This is a genomic window from Chryseobacterium sp. MMO-72 (genome assembly GCF_037146035.1).
Classification (GTDB): Bacteria; Bacteroidota; Bacteroidia; order Flavobacteriales; family Weeksellaceae; genus Chryseobacterium; species Chryseobacterium indicum.
The window spans coordinates 291,153-313,369 of sequence record NZ_JBBCWG010000004.1 but is presented as its reverse complement, the minus strand read 5'-3'; the positions used below and the strand labels follow the sequence as shown (position 1 = coordinate 313,369).

The following is a 22,217-nucleotide window of genomic DNA, read 5'->3' as shown; positions in this document are numbered from 1 at the left end:
AAAAACACTTTTTTAAAATGAAACATTTATTTAAAATATTCACACTGTTTGCTGTAGCATTTATTATTTCTTCTTGCGAGAAAGATGAGGATTTAGCTGTTGTAAACGATGGGACGAATCCAACAGTTTCTGCAAATAAAACTTCAGTTGTTTTAATCAACAATCAGTCTGCTAATGAGGCAGTGGTATTTAATTGGGTGAACTCGGATTTTGGAGTTCCTATTCAAATTACTAATCAATTACAATTTGCGCTTAAAGGAACTAATTTTGCTGCTCCAAAAACTGTTGAACTTGTGGCAGGATCTAAATCTTATAGTATAATTGGAAACGATCTTAACAATATAATTTTAGGATTAGGGGTAACATCTGTTACAGCTACAGATATTGAGGTAAGATTGAAATCAACAGCTGTTGGGAAAACTCACTATTCAAATATATTACCATTAAAAGTTACACCATTTATTAATGGTCCTATTTACACTTATACAGATTTATACTTAATAGGGGATGCTACAGCGGGAGCATGGGATAACGTGGCGACAAATGCGAAAATTTATCCGTTACTAAAATCTTCGGATCCAAATATCTATACTTACACAGGATATTTTGCGCAGGGAGGATTTAAAATTATTAAAACTCCGGGTTCTTGGGATCCACAGTATGGTATGGGTTCATCTGCAGGAGTATTAAGTACAAGTGGTGGTTCCGGAAATATAACTATTAATGGTTCAGGATATTATAAAGTTACTATTAATATTTCTTCCTTAACATATACTGTTACCCCTGTAACACCTTCAGCAACTACATACACTTCTATTTCTTTAATCGGTCCTGCAGCCGGAGGATGGTCTACAGATTTAGATTTGGTGAAATCTACTTTTGATTCTCATGTATGGGTAAAGAAAAATGTAATGTTAAGTTCAGGAGAATTTAAATTCAGAGCTAATCATGATTGGGGAACAAACTGGGGATTATCTCAGCAGTACTTTGGAACAGCATTATTGGGTGGGGGAAATATTCCTTTAGCAACAACTTTTAATTATAATGTCTATTTTAATGATATGACAGGTGATTTCTCTGTAATTCCAGCGAATTAATCAAATCATGTTTCCAATAATAATTTTAAATTGAATTTTACATAGCAAAGTGTTGCTTTTCGGCAACACTTTCTTTATTTTTAAAGTCTATAAATAGTCATTATGAAGAAAATTACAGCAGGAGCAATGATGCTCTCAATGATGTTTGCGGGTGTTAATGCACAATCTTTAAAATCGCCGGATGGGAAGTTCGAAATGGACTTTCAGCTGAAACAGGGCGTACCTTATTACAATCTTAAATATAACGGGAAAACGATCGTCGAAGATTCCAAATTGGGACTCAGATTATTTAAAGATACTTCAATAAAATTTGCCTCAGAAATTGCAAAACCGGAAGATGTAAAATTTGATCTGAACAACGGTTTTACTAAAATAGATGAAAAACGTGATGCTAAAAACGAAACTTGGCAGCCGGTTTTAGGGGAAAAGAAAAATTATATCAATCATTACAATGAATTGGCGGTAACGCTTAACCAGACCTCAACAGACAGAAATATTGTGGTGAAATTCAGACTGTTTAATGATGGGTTAGGTTTCAGATATGAATTTCCGCAGCAGAAAAACCTTAATTACTTCGTCATCAGGGAGGAAGATTCTGAAATTGATTTTCCAACTGACATGAAAGCTTGGTGGATCGTTGCAGATTACGACTCTCAGGAATACCAGTATCAGGAAACAAAACTTTCTGAAATCCCTGCTAGATGGCCAAAAGCTGCAGATGCAAACGCTTCTCAGACTTTAATTAAAAACGCGGTTCAGTCTCCGGTGATGTTGAAGCAGGAAGGAAAAGAGCCTTTATATATCAATGTTGCAGAAGCTGCTGTTTTAGACTATCCTGCCTCTCATCTTGAAGTAGATGCTCAGAATTTCAAATTCAAAACACATCTTACAGCAGACAGACAGGGTGCAAAAGGATATATTCAGACTCCTTCCGTTACCCCTTGGAGAACAATTATTGTGGCTCCGAAAGCAGAAGAGGTGATGGATTCTAAAATGCTTTTCAATCTTAATGAACCTACAAAATATAGCGATACTTCTTACATTCATCCAACAAAATACATGGGAGTATGGTGGGAGATGATCATCGGTAAATCTCAATGGGCTTACGGACAGCCGGAATCTAATGTGCGTCTTGGAGTAACAGATTTCTCTAAACTTACGCCTAACGGAAAACACGGAGCCAACAATACAAAAGTGAAAGAATATATCGATTTCGCGGCAGAAAACGGTTTTCAGGGACTTTTAATTGAAGGCTGGAACGTTGGTTGGGAAGACTGGTTTGGCCACTCAAAAGAATTTGTTTTCGATTTCATCACTCCTTATCCTGATTTCGACATCAAAATGTTAAACGATTATGCGCATTCCAAAGGAATCAAATTAATCATGCACCATGAAACTTCAGGTTCAGCAACGAACTATGAAAGATGGGCGGATAAAGCATATCAGTTAATGAATAAATACGGTTATGATGCCGTGAAAACAGGGTACGTAGGAGATATGATTCCAAGAGGGGAGCATCATTATTCTCAATGGACAATCAACCATTTCTACAGAATTGCTGAAAAAGCCAACGAATATAAAATTATGGTGAATTCTCATGAATCTGTACGTCCTACAGGAGAAAGCAGAACGTATCCGAACTATATCTCAGCGGAAGCGGCGCGTGGAACGGAATATGAAGCTTTCGGAGGAAACAATCCCGATCATCAGACCATTCTTCCGTTTACAAGATGGATGGGAGGTTCTATGGATTACACGCCGGGAATTTTCCAGACAAAACTGGATTATTATTTCCCCGGAGATAAGCGTTTTGTAAAAACGACTTTGGTAAAGCAGTTAGCGCTTTATGTGGTAATGTATATGCCTCTTCAGATGGCGGCAGACTTACCGGAAAACTACAAAAAGCACATGGATGCCTTCCAGTTTATAAAAGATGTAGCAGCAGACTGGGACGATACGAAAATCTTATCGGCAGAGCCGGGAGATTACATCATCACGGCAAGAAAAGCAAAAGGAACTGAAAACTGGTTTGTGGGAGGAATTACCGATGAAAACAAACGTGATTACACTGTAGATTTTTCTTTCTTAGATAAAGGCAAAAAATATGAAGCTGTGATTTATGAAGATGGAAAAGATGCGGATTATATTAACAATCCTCAAAACTATAACATCTACAAAAAAGAAATCACAAGCAAATCTAAGATCAATTTTAAAATGGCACGAAGCGGAGGTTTTGCTATCTCTATCAAGCCTGTAAAATAATTGTGAATTAACCAAAAACCTTACAGATTTTCTGTAGGGTTTTTTAATACATATTCCTATGATAAAAAGAATTTTTACCCCCATTCAGATGCCATTTTGGTGGCAGGATCTGCTTTTTGCCATTCCGCGAATAGTTTGCGGATATTTACTAACGAGCGACTTCGGTGCTGCAAAATTCGGCTTGCCTTGGTCTCCCGCAGACAATAATTTGAAATTTTTTGAAGTGGCTTTCTGGTTTCCGAATGATGTCGCAGAATATGGTGGTATTTTTGCCATGTTTCCTGCATTTTTTGCTTGGATGGGAGCTTTTAGTGAAGCGGTAGGAGGAATTTTTTTATTGTTAGGATTGTTTACAAGACCTTTTGCAGTACTTGTCTTCATTACCATGTTTGTTGCTGTATTTTTTCAGCAGATGAATCAAGGAGTGTGGAATATGCTGCCTGCAATGGGAATTATGTGGGTGAGCTTATTTTATATCATTTTAGGCTCCGGAAGATTTGGTTTAGATTACATAATTGCTAAAAAATTGACCCGATGAAAAAGATAGTATTTCTTATAATCTCTTGTTTCTTGATGCTCAGCTGTGTTCAGAAAGCGTATAAGCAGACTGTAATTTATACAGTCGAAATTCCCGATTCTGAAGGAGTTACGTCTGTAGGAATCAGAGGAAAAGACAAGCCGTTGAATTGGGATCAGGATACTGAGCTTAAAAAAATCAATGATAAAGGGGTTTATCAGGTAAAAGTCACTTATCTTACAGGGTATAAATTTACAGAAGTAAAATTTACCCGCAACGGAGAATATGAACTTCAGAATATGCCCAACCGTAGAATTGAGTTTAATAATTCGGGAATTACACAGTACAAAGCAGTTTTTAATAAGCCAAAATAGATACTGAAATCATTTATATTATCAAAAAATATGCGTCATAAACTTTTTTATATAACAACGCTTTGCGCATCATCTTTATTTTTTTCACAGATCCAGAAAGTGGAACCTGCATTCTGGTGGAAAGGAATGAAAAACCCGGAACTTCAGATTCTGGTGTATGGAAAAGATATTGCCAAAAATGAAATAGAACTTTCAGACGGTGTTCAGATCAAAGATATTCAGAAAGTTGAAAATCCAAACTATATTTTCGTAACCGTTAATACCAATGAAATTAACGTTCCGAAATTTAACATCAATATAAAAAGCGGAAAGAAAAAGTTAGGTTCTTACACGTATGAACTGAAGCAGAGAAATCCAAATTCTGCCAACAGAGAATCTTATTCTTCCAAAGACGTGATGTATCTCATCATGCCGGACCGTTTTGCCAATGGGGATGAAAAAAACGACTCCAGTCCGAATTTAACCGAAAAAGCAAACCGAAATCTTCCTAACGGTCGACATGGAGGAGATCTGCGTGGAATCATCAACAATTTAGATTATATTCAGAACCTTGGAGCAACAGCAGTCTGGCTTACTCCGGTTAATGAGGACAACGAAAAAGTATATTCTTATCATGGATATGCACAGACCGATTTATACAAAATCGATCAGCGTTACGGAACCAACGAAGAATATAAAGAACTTTCTCAGAAATTAAATCAAAGAAAAATGAAGCTCGTGATGGATTATGTAACCAATCATTGGGGAGTTTCGCACTGGATGATCAAAGATTTACCCACAAAAGACTGGATTCACTGGTTCAGCGATGGTGAAAATGGTTTTAAACGTTCTAACTATAAAACAACTACTCAGTTTGATACAAATGCTTCCGAGATAGATAAAAGATTAGCTTTGGATGGCTGGTTTGATACGACGATGCCCGACATTAATCAGAAAAACCCTTTGGTTCTAAAATACTTAACCCAGAATGCAATCTGGTGGATCGAATATGCCGAACTGGGCGGTTTTCGTGTAGATACCTATCCTTACAACGACAAGGAAGCAATGGCAAAATGGGCAAAAGCCATTACGGATGAATATCCGAACTTCAATATTGTAGGAGAAGCATGGTTATATTCCAGTGCGCATATTGCAGCGTGGCAAAAGGATTCTAAAATAGGAGAGGCGGCAAATTATAATTCAAACCTTCCTTCTGTAATGGATTTTACTTTGTATTCTGATCTTCCTAAAGCTTTGAAAGAAAAAGACGGATGGGATTCCGGAATGGTAAAATTATACAATGTGTTTACCAGCGATTTCCTGTACCCGAACATCAACAACCTTTTGGTGTTTTTTGAAAATCACGATACCGAAAGGTTCAACGAAGTTTTCAACGGAAATCCAGCAGATTATAAACTTGCCATGACCTTAATATCAACAGTTCGCGGAATTCCACAGCTGTATTACGGTTCTGAAATAGGAATGCGCGGCGACAAAAACAAAGGCGGCGATGCAGACATCAGGAGAGATTTTCCGGGCGGCTGGAAATCAGATAAAATCAATGCTTTCAATCCTTCGTCTCAAAATCCTGAGCAAAAAGAATTTTATCAGTTTACACAGAAACTGTTGAACTGGAGAAAGGGCAAAGAAGTCATTCATACAGGGAAAACCAAAAATTTCGTTCCGCAGAACAATGTTTTTGTGTATTTTAGATACAATGAAAAAGAAAGCGTAATGGTCATTTTAAATAATAATGATGCGGAACAGACGATCGATGTGAAGCATTTCGCAGAATCCCTGAACGGTTTTTCAAAAGGGAAAGACATTATTTCCGGCAAAGAATTTTCGGTAAAGGACAATTTTAAAATCCCTGCAAAATCATCAATGGTTATTGAATTAAATTAAAACAAGCATAATCCAAATGTTTTACAAATTTCACATTAAAATCATTAGTGTCATTCGTGAAAAAATTAGTGTCGCTTGTGTTTAAAAATAAAATTATACATGAAAAAAACAACAATATTCTTTACATTCATCCTATTTGTATTGAGTTTTACATCCATTTCTGCTCAGTCAAAATTTGATAAAGAAAAAACAGAAATCGGAACCATGCTCGACGGATTTAATGTTGCGGCAGCAAAAGCAGATTTCACCACCTATTTTAATTATTTTGCCAATGAATCTGTTTTTATCGGGACGGATGCTACAGAAGTCTGGGACAAAAAAGCCTTTATGATTTGGGCAAAAACCTATTTCGATAAAAAGAAAACCTGGAATTTTACTTCCCTGAAAAGAAATATTTACTTCAGCAAAGACGGAAAACTGGCTTGGTTTGATGAACTCTTGGATACCCAGATGAAGATCTGCCGCGGTTCAGGAGTAGTGGAAAAAATCAACGGAGCATGGAAAGTAAAGCAATACGTACTTTCCGTAACGGTTCCCAATGAAGTGGTAGATAAAGTAGTGGCAGAAAAGACTCCAATAGAAGATGTATTAATTCAAAAACTGAAAAAATAATGGCAGAAATGGTAGGAAGATTTGAAAAGGGAAAAGTTGGAAAAGTAAAAAAGCCAAATTTATCCATGGCTCAGATCATCAATATGAGCATGGGATTTTTAGGAATCCAGATGGCTTTTGGTCTGCAGAACGGAAATGCCAGTAGAATTTTGGCCAATTTAGGAGCTGATGTACACGAGCTGTCCTGGTTCTGGCTGGTTGCTCCTTTTACTGGATTGATTGTTCAGCCTATCATTGGACACTTGGGAGACAATACTTGGAGTCCGTTAGGAAGAAGAAAGCCTTATTTTTTAATTGGTGCGATCTTATGTGCAATAGGTTTGGTTCTGCTTCCCAATGCAGCAACAGTTACTCATATGTTTGCAGCAAATTCACTTTTATTAGCGGTTATTTTCCTTGCAATGATGGATGCCTCCGTAAATATTGCAATGGAACCATTCAGAGCTTTGGTTGGCGACATGCTTCCAAAACATCAGGGAACATTGGGATTTTCTATTCAGACGATTTTAATTGGAATAGGAGCAGTAATAGGTTCGTATATTCCCAGTCTGCTTACAAAATTAGGAGTATCAAATGAAGCGCCGGAAGGATTTGTGGGAGATAATGTAATTTATTCTTTCTATGTTGGAGCCGGACTGCTTATGCTCACGATACTTTACACGATTATTACTACAAGAGAATATTCTCCGGAAGAATTTGCGGAATTTGAAGGCGGAAAGGAAATCGTTGAAGAAAAATCAAAATTCAGCGATATTTTCAGGGATTTTGCTAATATTCCTACCCAGATGAAAAAATTGGGAATTGTTCAGTTTTTTTCATGGTTTGCGCTGTTTACGATGTGGGTTTTCACTACGAGTGCTTTGGCAACCCATCATTTCGGACTTTCTCCGGAAGATACACACTCTAAGGCATTTAATACGGCAGGAGACTTAACGGGTGAATTGTTCGGAATGTATAACTTTTGGGCAATTCCATTTGCTTTTTTATTAACTCCAATTGCAAAGTGGATAGGTAAAAAACAAACGCACGCATTAGCTTTAGCTTGTGGAGGATTGGGATTGATCTCAATGTATTTTATAAGAGATGTCCAGTATCTTTGGATCTCAATGATAGGATTGGGATTTGCTTGGGCAAGTATTTTAGCAATGCCGTATGCAATGCTGATTGAAGTTATTCCGCAGAAAAAAATGGGGGTATACATGGGAATTTTTAATTTCTTTATTGTTATTCCACAGATTATTAATGGACTTTTTGGAGGACCAATTGTAAGCAATGTTTTTGAAAATCATGCGATAGACTATATTGTTACGGGAGGAGCCTGTATGCTAATTGGTGCGATTGTGACAATAATTTTCATAAAATCAGATGATGAAACTCCAAAAGAAATTGAAAAAGAAATTCAGCAGGTACATTTCTAATAAAAAAGAAAAAAACTGCAGTTGATTTTCTAAAATTACCCAAGTTCGGAATAAAAGATTATAAAATATAAAAACAATCGCTTAACTCATTCACGTTAAATTAAGGATAGTCAAAATTTAAACACCTCTTATCCCGAATTCAGGTTAAAATATAACTCTAAATCTACCAGATCCGGTAGATTTTTTTTATTTAATGACTTTAAAGAATCAAGAAAACTTTAAAAAATACGATCCCGATACACAGTCTTTAGACAAATTTTAGACATCGTATTTTTATCTCACGTTAAAATTTGAAATTCAGCAGGTTAAGGAATATTTTTATTTTAATGAATATCGTAAAAAATACTGCTTTTTATGGATTTTTGATAATTTTCGGGCGGAATTTTTATGAAAAAGTAATTACGTATCAAAATTAGTTTATACATTTGTATCGTTAAATACAAGCAAATGAGTAACTCAATTATTATTCTTGTCATTTTTGTCATTATCGGATTTTCGGTGATGGGCAATGGCTTGTGATAATTTTTGAAATTGAAATAATACAGACCATTCTCATCATGAGAATGGTTTTTTGTTTAAAGACCAACACCAAAATAAAAATTAAAACAATATAGAATGTATTACAATGACGACAGTGTTCTCTTCTTTGATGGAGAATATGTGAAAGCAAAAGAAGCAAAGACCGATTTGTACGGTCAATCATTACACTATGGATATGCGGTTTTTGAAGGCATTAAATCCTACAAAACAGCCAATGGAACCAAAATTTTTAAAGCAGAAGAACATTACGACAGACTGAGAAAATCAGCAGAAGCGATGCATATGCCTTTCCATTATTCTACTGAGGAAATGATAGAGACTACTTATAAATTGTTGGAAATTAATAATCTGAGTAACGCTTACATCCGCCCTTTAGTTATCTGTTCTCCCAATATGTCCCTTTCAAAAGGACAGAAAAGCTACCTTGTTATTGAAGTATGGAACTGGGATAATGGCTATCTGGCGAACAAACTGAGAATTATGACCTCTTCTTTTCAGCGTCCTAATCCGAAAGCATTTAAAATAGAGGCTAAAGTGAGCGGACATTACGTAAATTCTATTCTGGCAAGTCAGGAAGCGAAAGATAAAGGATTTGATGAAGCACTTGTTCTGGACGAAAATGGAAATGTAGCAGAAAGTTCCGGCGCAAATGTATTCTATGAAAAAGACGGAAAACTATATACTCCTCAAAAAGGAAACATCCTGCCCGGTATTACCAGAGCTACAGTTTTTGAAATATGTAATCAGTTAGGGATTTCGTACGAAGAAAAATTATTTACACCGCAGGAAATGCAGGGCGCAGATGCCGCATTTTTCTGTGGAACAGCAGCAGAAATTGTCGCTGTGGAATCTTTGAATGATATTCCTTTCAGAATGAATTGGGAAGACAGTTTATCAGCTAAAATTCAGCAGGCTTACCGTCATTTGGTCGTAGAAGAAAATTATTCATACCTGAAATCAAATCTGCAAAATGTGTAATAGAGAATTGAACAAATACTCCAAAACCCTTACAAAAGACCCGACGCAGCCCGCAACTCAGGCAATGTTTTATGGTATTGGTTTTCAGAAAGAAGACTTCGACAAAGCACAGATCGGAATTGCAAGCATGGGTTATGATGGCAATACCTGCAATATGCATCTCAACAGCCTTGCTGAAATCGTGAAAAAAGGAGTGAAAGAACAGAATTTGGTAGGTTTAATGTTTCATACTATAGGAATAAGTGATGGGATGACCAACGGTACAGACGGAATGCGCTATTCCCTTGTAAGCCGTGACATTATTGCAGACTCCATAGAAACTGTATGCGCAGGACAATATTATGACGGACTTATCACCGTTCCCGGATGCGACAAAAATATGCCCGGTTCCCTCATCGCAATGGCAAGACTGAACCGGCCTTCCATAATGGTATATGGCGGAAGTATTGCTCCCGGACATTACAAAGGTCAGGATCTGAACATTGTTTCTGCTTTTGAAGCTCTGGGAAATAAAATTGCCGGAAAAATTTCAGAAGAAGACTTTCAGGGAGTCATTCAAAACTCCTGTCCAAGTGCAGGAGCCTGTGGCGGAATGTACACCGCAAATACCATGGCTTCTGCTATTGAAGCTCTGGGAATGAGTCTTCCGTATTCTTCTTCGTATCCGGCGCTCAGTCGCGAGAAGAAAGAAGAATGCCAATTTGCGGGACATTACATCAGAATTCTTCTCGAAAAAGACATCAAACCTTCCGATATCATGACACCAAAAGCCTTTGAAAATGCTTTGAGACTGATTATGATTTTAGGCGGAAGCACCAATGCGGTACTGCATTTTATTGCCATTGCAAAATCAATAGGATACGATCTGACTTTGGATGATTTTCAGCGGATCAGCGATGAAACACCGTTTCTGGCAGACCTCAAACCCAGCGGAAAATATCTGATGGAGGACCTTCATAAAGTAGGGGGAGTTCCAGCGGTAATGAAATACCTTTTGGATCTGGGACTTCTTCACGGCGACTGCCTTACAGTAACAGGCAAAACCATTGCAGAAAATCTCGAACATGTAACTTCCATTATTGAGCGAGAGCAGGATATTATTCACGATATCAGAAATCCTATCAAAGAAACAGGACATATCAGAATATTATATGGAAATCTTGCCGAAAAAGGTTCCGTAGCCAAAATCACAGGTAAAGAAGGAAACTATTTCAGAGGAACAGCTATTGTATTTGATGGCGAAAAAGAATTCATCAAAGGAATTGAAGACAAAAAAATAAAAGAAGGAAACGTTGTCGTCATCAAAAACGAAGGTCCGAAAGGCGCTCCCGGAATGCCCGAAATGCTGAAGCCAACTTCCGCTTTAATGGGGTCCGGCTTGGGAAAAAATGTAGCACTGATAACAGACGGAAGATTCTCCGGAGGAACACACGGCTTTGTTGTAGGACACATCACACCGGAAGCATTTGAAGGAGGACTGATCGGTCTTATACAGGACGGAGATCTCATCGAGCTCGATGCAGAAAAAAATACCATCAATGCATTGCTGTCGGATGAAGAAATTGCAAAAAGAAAAGCCGGTTTTCATCAGCCTGAATACAAAGTGAAAAGCGGAGTTCTTTATAAATATGCCAAATCTGTGGCAGATGCATCGCAGGGCTGCGTAACCGACCTGTAATCACAATTAAAATTGAAACATTATGAATACACTTGAAATAAATGAACAGAAAGATACCCGAAGTGCGGAAGCCATCGAGATATCCGGTTCCAAAGCTGTTTTAGAAGCCTTATTGCAGGAAAATGTAGACACTATTTTCGGATATCCAGGAGGAGCAATTATGCCTATTTATGATGCTTTATACGATTATTCCGAAAAACTGAAACACATTCTCGTTCGTCACGAACAGGGCGCAATTCATGCAGCGCAGGGATTTGCAAGAGTATCAGGAAAAACGGGCGTTGTCTTTGCAACAAGTGGTCCCGGAGCCACCAATCTGGTGACAGGACTTGCAGATGCCATGATCGACAGTAACCCGGTAGTTTGCATTACAGGGCAGGTTTATGCTTCCTTGTTGGGAACAGATGCATTTCAGGAAACCGATGTTATCAATATCACCACACCGGTTACCAAATGGAACTATCAGGTTACCGATGCCACAGAAATTCCTGAAGCCATTGCCAAAGCATTTTACATTGCAAACACCGGTCGTCCAGGACCTGTTTTAATTGATATTACCAAAAATGCACAACTTCAGTTATTCGATTATTTAGGCTATAAAAAATGCACTCACATCCGAAGTTATCGTCCCGAACCTGAGATCAGAAAAGAATATATTGAAAAAGCAGCACAGCTCATTAATCAGGCCAAAAAGCCATTTGTTCTTTTCGGACAGGGAGTAATTCTGGGGAAAGCGGAAGAAGAATTAAAATCTTTTATTGAGAAAATTAATCTTCCGGCAGCAGCTACCGTAATGGGACTGAGCGCGTTGCCTACCCATCATAAATTGCACGTAGGAATGTTGGGAATGCATGGCAACTATGCTCCGAATGTAATGACGAATGAATGCGATGTATTGATCGCTGTAGGAATGCGGTTTGATGACCGCGTTACCGGACGTCTCGATAAATATGCAAAACAGGCAAAAGTAATTCACCTTGATATTGATCCCGCAGAAATTGATAAAAATGTAAAAACAACAGTTCCTGTTTGGGGCGACTGTAAAAAAACGCTCCCTTTATTGACAGCACTTCTCAAAGAAAACGACCACTCAGAATGGGTAGAGAAATTCCGCGAACTGGAAAAAGAAGAAATAAAAGAAGTCATACATAATGAACTGAATCCCAATACAGATGCCATGACGATGGGAGAAGTCATCAGAGTATTAAACGAGCTTACCAACGGAGACGCCATTATCACAACAGATGTCGGTCAGCATCAGATGGTAGCCTGTCGATACGCCCGGTATAACCATTCAAAATCCAGTGTGACTTCTGGAGGACTTGGAACAATGGGATTTGGCTTGCCGGCTGCTATCGGAGCATGGTACGGAGCCCCCGAAAAAACAGTCGTGGCAATCATCGGGGATGGCGGATTTCAGATGACACTTCAGGAGTTGGGAACTATTATGCAGTTTGGGGCAAAAGTGAAAATTCTCATCCTTAATAACGAGTTTCTGGGAATGGTGAGACAATGGCAGCAATTATTCCACGACAGACGTTACTCATTTGTAAATATTACAAGCCCTGATTTTGTGGCAGTTGCCAAAGGATATTACATTGAAGGTGAAAAAATATCCGAAAGAAAAGATTTAAAAGCTGCCCTCGAAAAAATGCTCAGTCATGATGGGGCATACCTTCTTGAAGTGATGGTAGGAAAAGAAAACAATGTATTTCCGATGGTAGCGCAGGGAACCTCAGTTTCGGAGATCAGACTAAAATAAAAAAAAGAAAATGGAAAAACAGGAATTTACCATCACACTATACACCGAAAATTCAGTGGGATTAATCGGCAGAATATCGGGAATCTTCTCACGGAGAAAAATCAATATCGAAAGTCTGAATACCTCACCTTCAGAAGTAGAAGGCATTCACAGATTCACCATCGTTATCCAGGAGAACGAAGAAGTAGTGAGAAAACTTTGCCGGCAATTGGAAAAGCAAATTGATGTAATGAAAGCCTATTACAATACAGACGATGAAATTGTATGGCAGGAACAGGCACTTTACAAAGTACCCGCAGATGTGGTTACCGAAAAAGTATATGTAGAGCGGCTGCTTCGGCAGTATGGCGCATCAACCGTAGTCATCCGTCAGGATTACATCGTTTTTGAAACAGCAGGACATCGTGAAGAAATAGACAGATTAACCGAAGAACTTAACAAATACGGTCTCATAGAATTCGTTCGCGGTGCCAGAATCGCCATCATTAAAAACAGTGCGGGAATCCACCAAAAAGTACTTCAGTTTGAAAACCGTGAACCCTCTCCGCATATTGTAGAAAATGAATATCTCGATAAGCGGGATGATGTTTTTACCATGTAACAAATCAGTCAAAACAATCAAACTCCGAATTGAATTGAATACAATGTTTTATTGTTTCAAAAAATATTCAAAACAAAACCTAAAATAAAAATATTAATCCTGAAAAGTAGCTACAGTAAACATTTTACCTAATACTTTTCACATTTTACCCAAAAATATGGCAAATTACTTCAATACCCTATCACTAAGAGAACAGCTGCATCAGCTTGGACAGGCAGAATTTATGGACAGTACACAATTTTCCGATGGTGTAGCAGCTTTAAAAGGAAAAAAAATAGTAATCGTAGGATGTGGCGCTCAGGGACTTAATCAGGGGCTTAACTTAAGAGACAGCGGGCTCGATGTTTCCTATGCCCTCAGAAAAGAAGCCATCGACGAAAAAAGAGACTCATGGAAAAATGCCACAGAAAACGGCTTTCAGGTAGGAACATATCAAGAACTTATTCCCACGGCAGATTTAGTCATCAATTTAACCCCGGATAAACAGCATACTTCCGTCATCAACACCGTACAGCCACTCATGAAAGAAGGAGCTACATTGTCCTATTCCCACGGATTCAACATCGTGGAAGAAGGGATGCAGATCCGTAAAGACCTCACCGTAATCATGGTTGCCCCGAAATGTCCTGGTTCCGAAGTCCGTGCAGAATACCTTCGAGGTTTTGGAGTACCCACACTTATTGCCGTACATCCCGAAAATGATCCTCAGGGAAAAGGATGGGCAGAAGCAAAAGCCTATTGTGTGGCAACTGGCGGACATAAAGCAGGCGTATTAAAATCATCCTTTGTCGCAGAAGTAAAATCAGATCTAATGGGAGAACAAACCATTCTATGCGGACTTTTACAGACTGGCTCCATTCTTTCCTTTGACAAAATGGTAGAAAAAGGCATTGATACAGGATATGCTTCCAAGCTCGTTCAGTACGGCGTTGAGGTGATCACAGAAGCACTGAAACACGGCGGTGTAAGCGGAATGTTAGACCGGCTTTCCAATCCTGCAAAAATCAAAGCATTTGAACTTTCCGAAGAATTGAAACACATCATGCGGCCGCTTTTCCGGAAACATCAGGATGATATTATCTCCGGGGAATTCTCCAAAACCATGATGCAGGACTGGGAAAACGGAGATGCCAACCTTTTGAAATGGCGTGCGGAAACAGGCGAAACAGCCTTTGAAAAAACTCCGGCGGGAGACGTAAAAATCTGCGAACAGGAATACTTCGATCATTATCTCCTCATGTCCGCATTCATAAGAGCAGGCGTAGAACTCGCTTTCGAAACCATGGTGGAAGCAGGAATAAAACCGGAATCCGCCTATTACGAATCCCTGCACGAAGCTCCCCTCATTGCCAATACCATCGCAAGAAAAAAACTATTCGAGATGAACCGCGTGATTTCCGATACCGCAGAATATGGCTGTTACCTCTTCGATCAGGCTTGCAAACCCCTTTTGGCAGACTTCATGAAAAAAGTAGATACAGACCTCGCAGGAAAAAACTTCAACGAAGGAAAAGATGCGTCCGTAGACAATGCACAATTGGTTCACGTTAACGACACCCTCAGAAACCATCCGGTAGAAACGGTCGGCAGAAAACTTCGTCAGGCAATGACGGCAATGAAATCCATAAAAACCGTATAAAAATTTTTGGGCAGCTATTTCCGCCCTCCGTTCCCGCTTTTTTCTTTTCTCGAAAAAGAAAAAGAGCTCCACTCAGGTCGGGCTGCGAGACATTCCCGCATCAGGAAATAAAGACCATAAAAAATCGGTAAAATAAATGAAGATGAATAAAACACTCACACTTCCCACACTCGGATCCGTCATACAGGCAAGAAAAAGCATCGAAAGCATTGTAAATTACACCCCTTTGCAATACAACGCCCGTTTGTCTGAAAAATTTGATGCGCATATTTACCTTAAAAGAGAAGACTTACAGCCCGTAAGATCCTACAAATTAAGAGGCGCTTATCATAAAATAAAAACCCTTTTCAGCGAAGGCAGAACTTCAGAAGGAATAGTTTGTGCAAGTGCAGGAAATCATGCTCAGGGAGTTGCTTTTTCATGCAAGCAGCTCCAGATTAAGGGAACCATTTTTATGCCCGTAACCACACCGAAACAAAAGCTGGAGCAGGTAGAAATGTTCGGCGGTCATTTTGTAGACATTAAACTCTTCGGAGACACCTTTGATGCTTCCAAAAAAGCCGCTTTGGATTTTGCAGAAACTTCCGGTGCTGCCTTTATTCATCCTTTTGATGACATTCAGATCATTGAAGGACAGGCAACAGTCGCAATCGAAATTTTAGAACAGAAAAAAGAAGCAACAGATTTTGTTTTTATTCCGATCGGCGGAGGAGGACTCGCTTCCGGAATTTCCACCGTATTTAAACAACTTTCCGCAGAAACCCAACTCATAGGCGTAGAACCGAAAGGAGCGCCCTCCATGAAAACATCCATAGAAAACAAAATCAATACCGAGCTTACTGAAATAGACAGCTTTGTAGACGGAGCAGCCGTGAAAAAAGTAGGAGATTTAACATTTGAAATTTGCAGAAATACACTTTCCGGATGCATTTCCGTAGACGAGGGAAAAATTTGTGAAACCATTCTTCAGCTTTATAATAAAGATGCTATTGTACTGGAACCGGCAGGAGCATTATCAATCTCTGCACTCGAGCAGTATAAAACGCAGATCAGAGGAAAAAGTGTAGTGTGCATCGTCAGCGGAAGCAATAACGATATTACCAGAATGGAAGAAATCAAAGAACGCGCTTTGCTCTATAATGGTCTTAAGCACTACTTTATGGTGAAATTTCCGCAGCGTCCCGGTGCTCTTAAAGATTTTGTCCTCAATGTATTGGGAACAAACGATGATATCACCCATTTTGAATACACCAAGAAAAACTCCAGAGAAACAGCTTTGGCAATCGTCGGAATCGAGCTTTCCGATCCATCAGACTTCAAAGGACTCAGACAAAGAATGCAGAATCTGGATTATTTTGAATCGTATCTCAACGAAAACCCCGATATTCTCAATATGCTTGTGTAATATCAAAAACAAACAATAAATCCGCTGAAAATGCGGATTTTGTCGTTCTTATCTTACATCAACAGTTTAGCCGTTTATCTCCTGTACATTTGTATCATAAAATAAAAACATTATGAAAACAGTATATCATAAAGCAGACACAAGAGGTCACGCCAATCACGGATGGTTAAACTCTTACCACACATTCAGTTTTGCCAATTACCAGAATCCTGAAAGAACACACTTCGGAGTATTGAGAGTATTGAATGACGATACCGTCACTCAGGGAATGGGTTTCGGAACGCACCCACACAGAGACATGGAAATTATTTCCATTCCGTTGGAAGGAGATCTGGAGCATAAAGACTCTATGGGAACTACAGCAGTCATTAAAAAAGGAGAAATTCAGGTAATGAGTGCCGGAACCGGAGTAATGCACAGCGAATACAACAAAAATAAAGATCAGGCGGTAAAATTCTTACAGATCTGGGTATTTCCGAGAGAAGTAGGAGTAGAACCAAGATACGATCAGCAAAGCATTAAAGAAGGCGAAAAAATAAACGGCTTCCAGCAGATCTTATCTCCCGATAAAAATGACGACGGTGTTTGGATTCATCAGGATGCATGGTTCAATCTTGCCAATTTTACCAAAGGAAACGGCAAAAACTACATGTTGAATAAAAAAGGAAACGGAGTCTATGCTTTCGTATTAAAAGGAAGTGCAAAAATTGGAGACCGTATTTTAAATGAAAGAGACGGTTTAGGAATCTGGGATACTCAAAGTTTCAACATTGAAGCCGTGGAAGACACAGAAATATTATTAATGGAAGTTCCGATGGAATTACCGGCATATCTCAAATAAACCCTTAATTTTGCATCGCCCAATCAATATCATTAAAAGTTAAATAGTAAAGAAATGATTTCGGTCAGGGAACCACGAAGTGGTTCAATATGAGTGAAACCCATGGAAAAAGTGCCCGTAATCAACGAACCACGAAATGGTTCAACAAAAATAATTTTAAACAAACAATTAAAAATAAATGAAAGTTTTAGCAATAGCAGGAAGCAATTCCGATACATCAATCAATAAAATGCTGGTTACTTACGCAGCTTCATTAATTACAAATGCAGAAGTAGAAGTCGTAGACATGAACGCTTTTGAAATGCCGATCTACAAACACCAACGTGAAGTGGAAAGCGGAGTTCCGCAGGAAGCAAAAGACTTTGCCTCAAAAATCGACGGAGCAGATGTTTTACTGGTTTCTCTGGCAGAACATAACGGAACCTACTCTTCAGCATTCAAAAATGTATTCGACTGGACATCAAGAATTAAAGACAGAGCAGTCTGGAACGAGAAACCAATGTTGTTAATGGCGACAGCTCCGGGAGCAAGAGGCGGTTTAGGCGTTTTGGAAGCTTCAGGAAAACGTTTTCCTCTTCACGGCGGAAATATTGTAGATACCTTCACACTGCCTTTCTTTAATGATAATTTTGATAAAGCGGCTCAGAAAATTTCTAACGAAGAGAAAGACAGTGAATTAAAAGAAAAAATTCAGAAAATTTCTGCCTTGGAATCTATTCTTGAAAAATAGATTTGAAAATTAATATAAAATTAATATCTTTGCAAAAAGGAAAAAAGATGAAAATTCAGACCACTTTTAAAGAATGTTTCTCCAAGAAAGGGAATATTGTGGACTCTGAAATTCTGAGATAAAACAACGGCCGATAATCTACCAAGATTGTCGGCTTTTTTGTTTTCTGAATTTGAATAAAAAGTAAAAATAAAATGTACCAATTCAGTAATGCAGAAATTTAACAATTCAAAACATTGTTACATTGCTAAACTGATACATTGTTAGATTATTAAAATACTATGAGCAACACGTACAAATCAGCAGGAGTAGACAAAGAAGAAGGATACAAAACCGTTGACAAGATCAAGAAAGCGGTCGGCGAAACACATAATTCCAATGTGTTGAACCATTTGGGAAGTTTTGGGGCATTCTATGAGATCGGAGGATACAAAAATCCTGTATTGGTTTCCGGAACAGACGGAGTAGGAACAAAGCTTAAAGTAGCTTTAGACTCAAAAAAATACGATTCTATCGGGGTAGACTGCTTTGCTATGTGTGCCAACGATATTCTTTGTCACGGGGCAAAACCATTATTTTTCCTTGATTATCTGGCTTGCGGAAAACTGGACTCCGAAATTGCTGCTGAAATCGTTTTAGGAATGGTAGAAGCCTGTAAAGACAATAACTGCGCATTAATTGGCGGCGAAACTGCTGAAATGCCGGGAATGTACAAGCCGGGAGATTACGATGTTGCAGGATTCTGCGTAGGAATCGTTGAAAAAGACCAGATTATTGATGGTTCAAAAATCAAAGCAGGAGACAAAATTATTGCGTTGCCAAGTTCAGGATTCCATTCCAACGGATTCTCTCTGGTGAGAAAAGTATTCCCTGATTTTAACGAAGAATTTGAAGGGAAACCTTTGTACGAAACGCTTTTGATTCCAACAAGATTATATTACAAAGACATTCACAAAATTCTTGAAGAAGTAGAAGTTTCAGGGATTGCGCATATCACAGGCGGTGGTTTATACGAAAACATTCCGAGAATTATCGGCGACGGACTTTGCGCTTCAATCGATGCTTCAAAAATCCAGATTCCAACGGTTATGTTAGAACTGGAAAAAAGAGGAGGAGTTACACGCGAAGAAATGTTCGGAACATTCAACATGGGGGTCGGAATGATCGTTGTAGTGGATGCACAACATGCAGAAAAAGTATTGCACCTTTTAGACGATGCTTACGAAATCGGAGAAATTACAGAAGGAAGCGAAAAAATCAACTTGAAAATTACCAATTAGATAATGTATTCCATTTTCAAATTAACTAATTTTCAAATTGACTAATCATGAAGAATCTTGTCATACTCGTTTCAGGTTCAGGAACCAATCTTCAGAGAATCTTCGATACCATTGATAATGGAGAAATCCGGAATGCAAAAGTATCTTTAGTGATTGCCGACAGAGAATGTTACGGACTGGAAAGAGCGAAAAATCATAACATAGAAAATATTCTGATTCCAAGAGGAAAAAATTTCAGTAAAGAATTGGCTGAAAAAATTCCTCAAAATACAGACTTAATCGTTTTAGCAGGATTTTTATCCATCCTGAAACCCGAGTTCTGTGAAAACTGGAACGGAAAAATAATCAATATTCATCCGGCTTTGCTTCCGAAATTCGGAGGAAAAGGAATGTGGGGACACCACGTTCATAACGCCGTAATGGAAGCAAAAGAAAAAGAAAGCGGAGCAACCGTACACTTCGTAACGTCAGGAATCGATGAAGGAGAAGCCATCCTTCAGAAATCATTTGAAATTACAGAAGACGATACTCCCGAAACCGTCGCAGAAAAAGTTCATTTAATAGAATATGAAATTTATCCAATTGCGATAAACAAAGTATTAAACAATATACAACGCTAATTATTAGCTATACAAAAATTCCCCTCCTTTGGAGGGGTGGCAAAAATTCAAAGAATTTTTGACGGGGTGGTTAAAAAACTAACAACAATGAAAGGCTTCGACAAGCTCAGCCTGACAACGCAAAATCTAGCCACTCAGTTTGTCATTCCGTAGGAATCTAAGCTTAGTTGAGATGCTTTCAGCATGACGAACAGAAAGGAAAAATAGTTAGTATAAGAGATGTAGCGCTGAGCCAAGAGTTTATCCTGAGCTTGTCGAAGGAAATAAATCATCTCTTTAATGAAAAACACATTTAGATTTTATTATTTCGAAAACAAGAAAAATCTAAGTAAAAAATAAAACAGACCGGAGGTGAAAGAACCGGTCTACAGTTTGAAATAGCTGTAAAAAGTAAAAAATCGAAAGTAAAATGAGCAAAAAGAGAGTTTTAATCAGTGTTTCTGACAAAAGCGGGTTAACCGAATTCGCACAGTTTTTGGAAGCCCGGAATTATGAACTGATTTCTACAGGAGGGACGTTCAAACATTTGAAAGACGCTGGTTTAAATCCGATTCAGATTGATGAGGTTACCAATTTCCCTGAGATGTTGGACGGAAGAGTGAAAACATTACACCCTAAAGTTCACGGTGGGCTGTTGGCGGTACGTTCCAACGAAGAACATATGAATACCGTTCAGGAACACGGAATTGGACTGATTGACATGGTAATTGTAAATCTTTATCCTTTCTTCGAAAATGTAAACAAAAACATTTCTCTTCACGAAAAGGTAGAATTCATCGACATCGGAGGTCCTTCAATGCTTCGTTCTGCAGCGAAAAACTTCGATTCTGTTACGGTAATTACCGATGTTGAAGATTACGCAACCGTAAAAATCGAAATGGAGCAAAACGGTGATACCTACATCGAAACCCGTAAAAAACTGGCAGGAAAAGTATTCAACCTTACTTCAGCTTATGATGCTGCGATTTCAAGAATGCTTTTAGAAGAAGAATATCCTACTTATCTTAATGCTTCTTACAAAAAAGTTTCTGACTTAAGATACGGAGAAAACCCTCATCAGACTGCAGCTTACTACGTTTCTACTTTCGAAAACGGAGCGATGAAAGATTTTGAACAGTTGGGAGGTAAAGAATTGTCTTTCAACAACCTTCGGGATATGGATCTTTGCTGGAAAGTAGTGACCGAGTTCAAAGAAGAAATGGCTTGTTGTGCAGTAAAACACTCTACACCTTGCGGAGTAGCGATCGGAACTTCAGCTCTGGAAACCTATCAGAAAACTTTCGAGTGCGATCCTGTTTCCATCTTTGGCGGAATTGTTGCTATGAACTACAAAATCGACGCGGCAACCGCAGAAGAATTAAACAAAACCTTCCTTGAAATTGTAATGGCTACGGAATTTGATGAAGAAGCACTTGAAATTTTAAGAAAGAAAAAGAACTTAAGAATTATAAAAATTGTCAATCCGGTTTCAGACAAACAGACCTGGGTGAAAATCGACGGAGGAATTTTGGTTCAGGACAATGACAGCATCTTTTCAGATGACATCAAAGTTGTCACAGAAACTCAACCGACAGAAGAGCAGAAAAAAGCTTTGCTTTTCTCTCAGAGAGTGGTAAAATATGTAAAATCCAACGCGATTGTCGTTTCCAACGGAATTCAGGCTTTCGGAATCGGAGGAGGACAGGTAAACAGAATCTGGGCAACTCAGCAGGCGATCGAAAGAGCCAAAGAAAACTTCTCCGGCGACTTAGTATTGGCTTCTGATGCGTTTTTCCCGTTCCGTGATGTAGTAGATTTCTGCGCTCAGGAAGGAATTACGGCAATCATTCAGCCGGGAGGAAGTGTAAAAGATCAGGACAGCATAGATGCTGCCAACGAACACAAGATCCCTATGATGTTTACCGGAATCAGACATTTTTTACATTAATAGTAAAGCAATTCGCCATTGGCTATTAGCGATTGGCTAAAATTATATTTTG

The 22,217-nt window shown here is 38.6% G+C and carries 18 protein-coding genes; all 18 read left to right on the top strand.

What is annotated here, in order from left to right:
- Positions 1-17 precede the first annotated feature (17 nt).
- Positions 18-1,097 (top strand): SusE domain-containing protein, encoded by a 1,080-nt coding sequence (locus WFH39_RS08415; protein WP_336689560.1) that lies wholly within the window; start codon positions 18-20, stop codon positions 1,095-1,097.
- A 102-nt stretch (positions 1,098-1,199) separates the two neighbouring features.
- Positions 1,200-3,359 carry a glycoside hydrolase family 97 protein gene (locus WFH39_RS08410; RefSeq protein ID WP_336689559.1) on the top strand — a complete coding sequence of 720 codons (2,160 nt, stop codon included), beginning with the start codon at positions 1,200-1,202 and terminating at the stop codon, positions 3,357-3,359.
- Positions 3,360-3,417: 58 nt separating this feature from the next.
- Complete coding sequence (locus WFH39_RS08405; protein WP_336689558.1) at positions 3,418-3,897, top strand: DoxX family protein; 480 nt, start codon at positions 3,418-3,420, stop codon at positions 3,895-3,897.
- Positions 3,894-4,250, top strand: coding sequence for a hypothetical protein (locus WFH39_RS08400; RefSeq protein WP_336689557.1), 357 nt, complete (start codon positions 3,894-3,896; stop codon positions 4,248-4,250). Before WFH39_RS08405 ends, WFH39_RS08400 begins: the two co-directional genes overlap by 4 nt.
- A 30-nt stretch (positions 4,251-4,280) precedes the next feature.
- Positions 4,281-6,134, top strand: a complete 1,854-nt coding sequence (locus tag WFH39_RS08395; protein ID WP_336689556.1) for a glycoside hydrolase family 13 protein — start codon at positions 4,281-4,283, stop codon at positions 6,132-6,134.
- 99 nt (positions 6,135-6,233) lie between these two features.
- Entirely contained in the window at positions 6,234-6,746 is a 513-nt protein-coding gene (locus WFH39_RS08390) for a nuclear transport factor 2 family protein (RefSeq protein WP_336689555.1), read from the top strand.
- Positions 6,746-8,164, top strand: coding sequence for an MFS transporter (locus tag WFH39_RS08385; RefSeq protein WP_336689554.1), 1,419 nt, complete (start codon positions 6,746-6,748; stop codon positions 8,162-8,164). The genes WFH39_RS08390 and WFH39_RS08385 overlap by 1 nt, the downstream gene beginning before the upstream one ends.
- A gap of 615 nt (positions 8,165-8,779) precedes the next feature.
- Entirely contained in the window at positions 8,780-9,682 is a 903-nt protein-coding gene (locus tag WFH39_RS08380) for a branched-chain amino acid transaminase (RefSeq protein ID WP_336689553.1), read from the top strand.
- On the top strand, positions 9,675-11,360 hold the full coding sequence (gene ilvD / locus WFH39_RS08375) for a dihydroxy-acid dehydratase (protein ID WP_336689552.1): 1,686 nt from the start codon (positions 9,675-9,677) through the stop codon (positions 11,358-11,360). The genes WFH39_RS08380 and ilvD overlap by 8 nt, the downstream gene beginning before the upstream one ends.
- Before the next feature lie 22 nt (positions 11,361-11,382).
- Complete coding sequence (gene ilvB / locus WFH39_RS08370; RefSeq protein ID WP_336689551.1) at positions 11,383-13,122, top strand: biosynthetic-type acetolactate synthase large subunit; 1,740 nt, start codon at positions 11,383-11,385, stop codon at positions 13,120-13,122.
- A gap of 10 nt (positions 13,123-13,132) precedes the next feature.
- Positions 13,133-13,723, top strand: coding sequence for an acetolactate synthase small subunit (ilvN, locus tag WFH39_RS08365; protein WP_076393459.1), 591 nt, complete (start codon positions 13,133-13,135; stop codon positions 13,721-13,723).
- A 157-nt stretch (positions 13,724-13,880) separates the two neighbouring features.
- Positions 13,881-15,362, top strand: a complete 1,482-nt coding sequence (gene ilvC, locus WFH39_RS08360) for a ketol-acid reductoisomerase (RefSeq protein WP_336689550.1) — start codon at positions 13,881-13,883, stop codon at positions 15,360-15,362.
- Positions 15,363-15,504: 142 nt separating this feature from the next.
- Positions 15,505-16,767 carry a threonine ammonia-lyase IlvA gene (ilvA, locus tag WFH39_RS08355; RefSeq protein WP_336689549.1) on the top strand — a complete coding sequence of 421 codons (1,263 nt, stop codon included), beginning with the start codon at positions 15,505-15,507 and terminating at the stop codon, positions 16,765-16,767.
- 112 nt (positions 16,768-16,879) lie between these two features.
- Complete coding sequence (locus WFH39_RS08350) at positions 16,880-17,608, top strand: pirin family protein (RefSeq protein ID WP_336689548.1); 729 nt, start codon at positions 16,880-16,882, stop codon at positions 17,606-17,608.
- A gap of 178 nt (positions 17,609-17,786) precedes the next feature.
- Positions 17,787-18,338 carry an NADPH-dependent FMN reductase gene (locus WFH39_RS08345; protein ID WP_336689547.1) on the top strand — a complete coding sequence of 184 codons (552 nt, stop codon included), beginning with the start codon at positions 17,787-17,789 and terminating at the stop codon, positions 18,336-18,338.
- A 281-nt stretch (positions 18,339-18,619) separates the two neighbouring features.
- A complete protein-coding gene (purM, locus tag WFH39_RS08340) occupies positions 18,620-19,618 on the top strand; it encodes a phosphoribosylformylglycinamidine cyclo-ligase (protein ID WP_336689546.1) in 999 nt (332 codons plus the stop codon).
- Positions 19,619-19,665: 47 nt separating this feature from the next.
- Positions 19,666-20,238, top strand: coding sequence for a phosphoribosylglycinamide formyltransferase (gene purN, locus WFH39_RS08335; protein WP_336689545.1), 573 nt, complete (start codon positions 19,666-19,668; stop codon positions 20,236-20,238).
- Positions 20,239-20,647: 409 nt separating this feature from the next.
- On the top strand, positions 20,648-22,165 hold the full coding sequence (purH, locus tag WFH39_RS08330; RefSeq protein ID WP_336689544.1) for a bifunctional phosphoribosylaminoimidazolecarboxamide formyltransferase/IMP cyclohydrolase: 1,518 nt from the start codon (positions 20,648-20,650) through the stop codon (positions 22,163-22,165).
- Positions 22,166-22,217 lie beyond the last annotated feature (52 nt).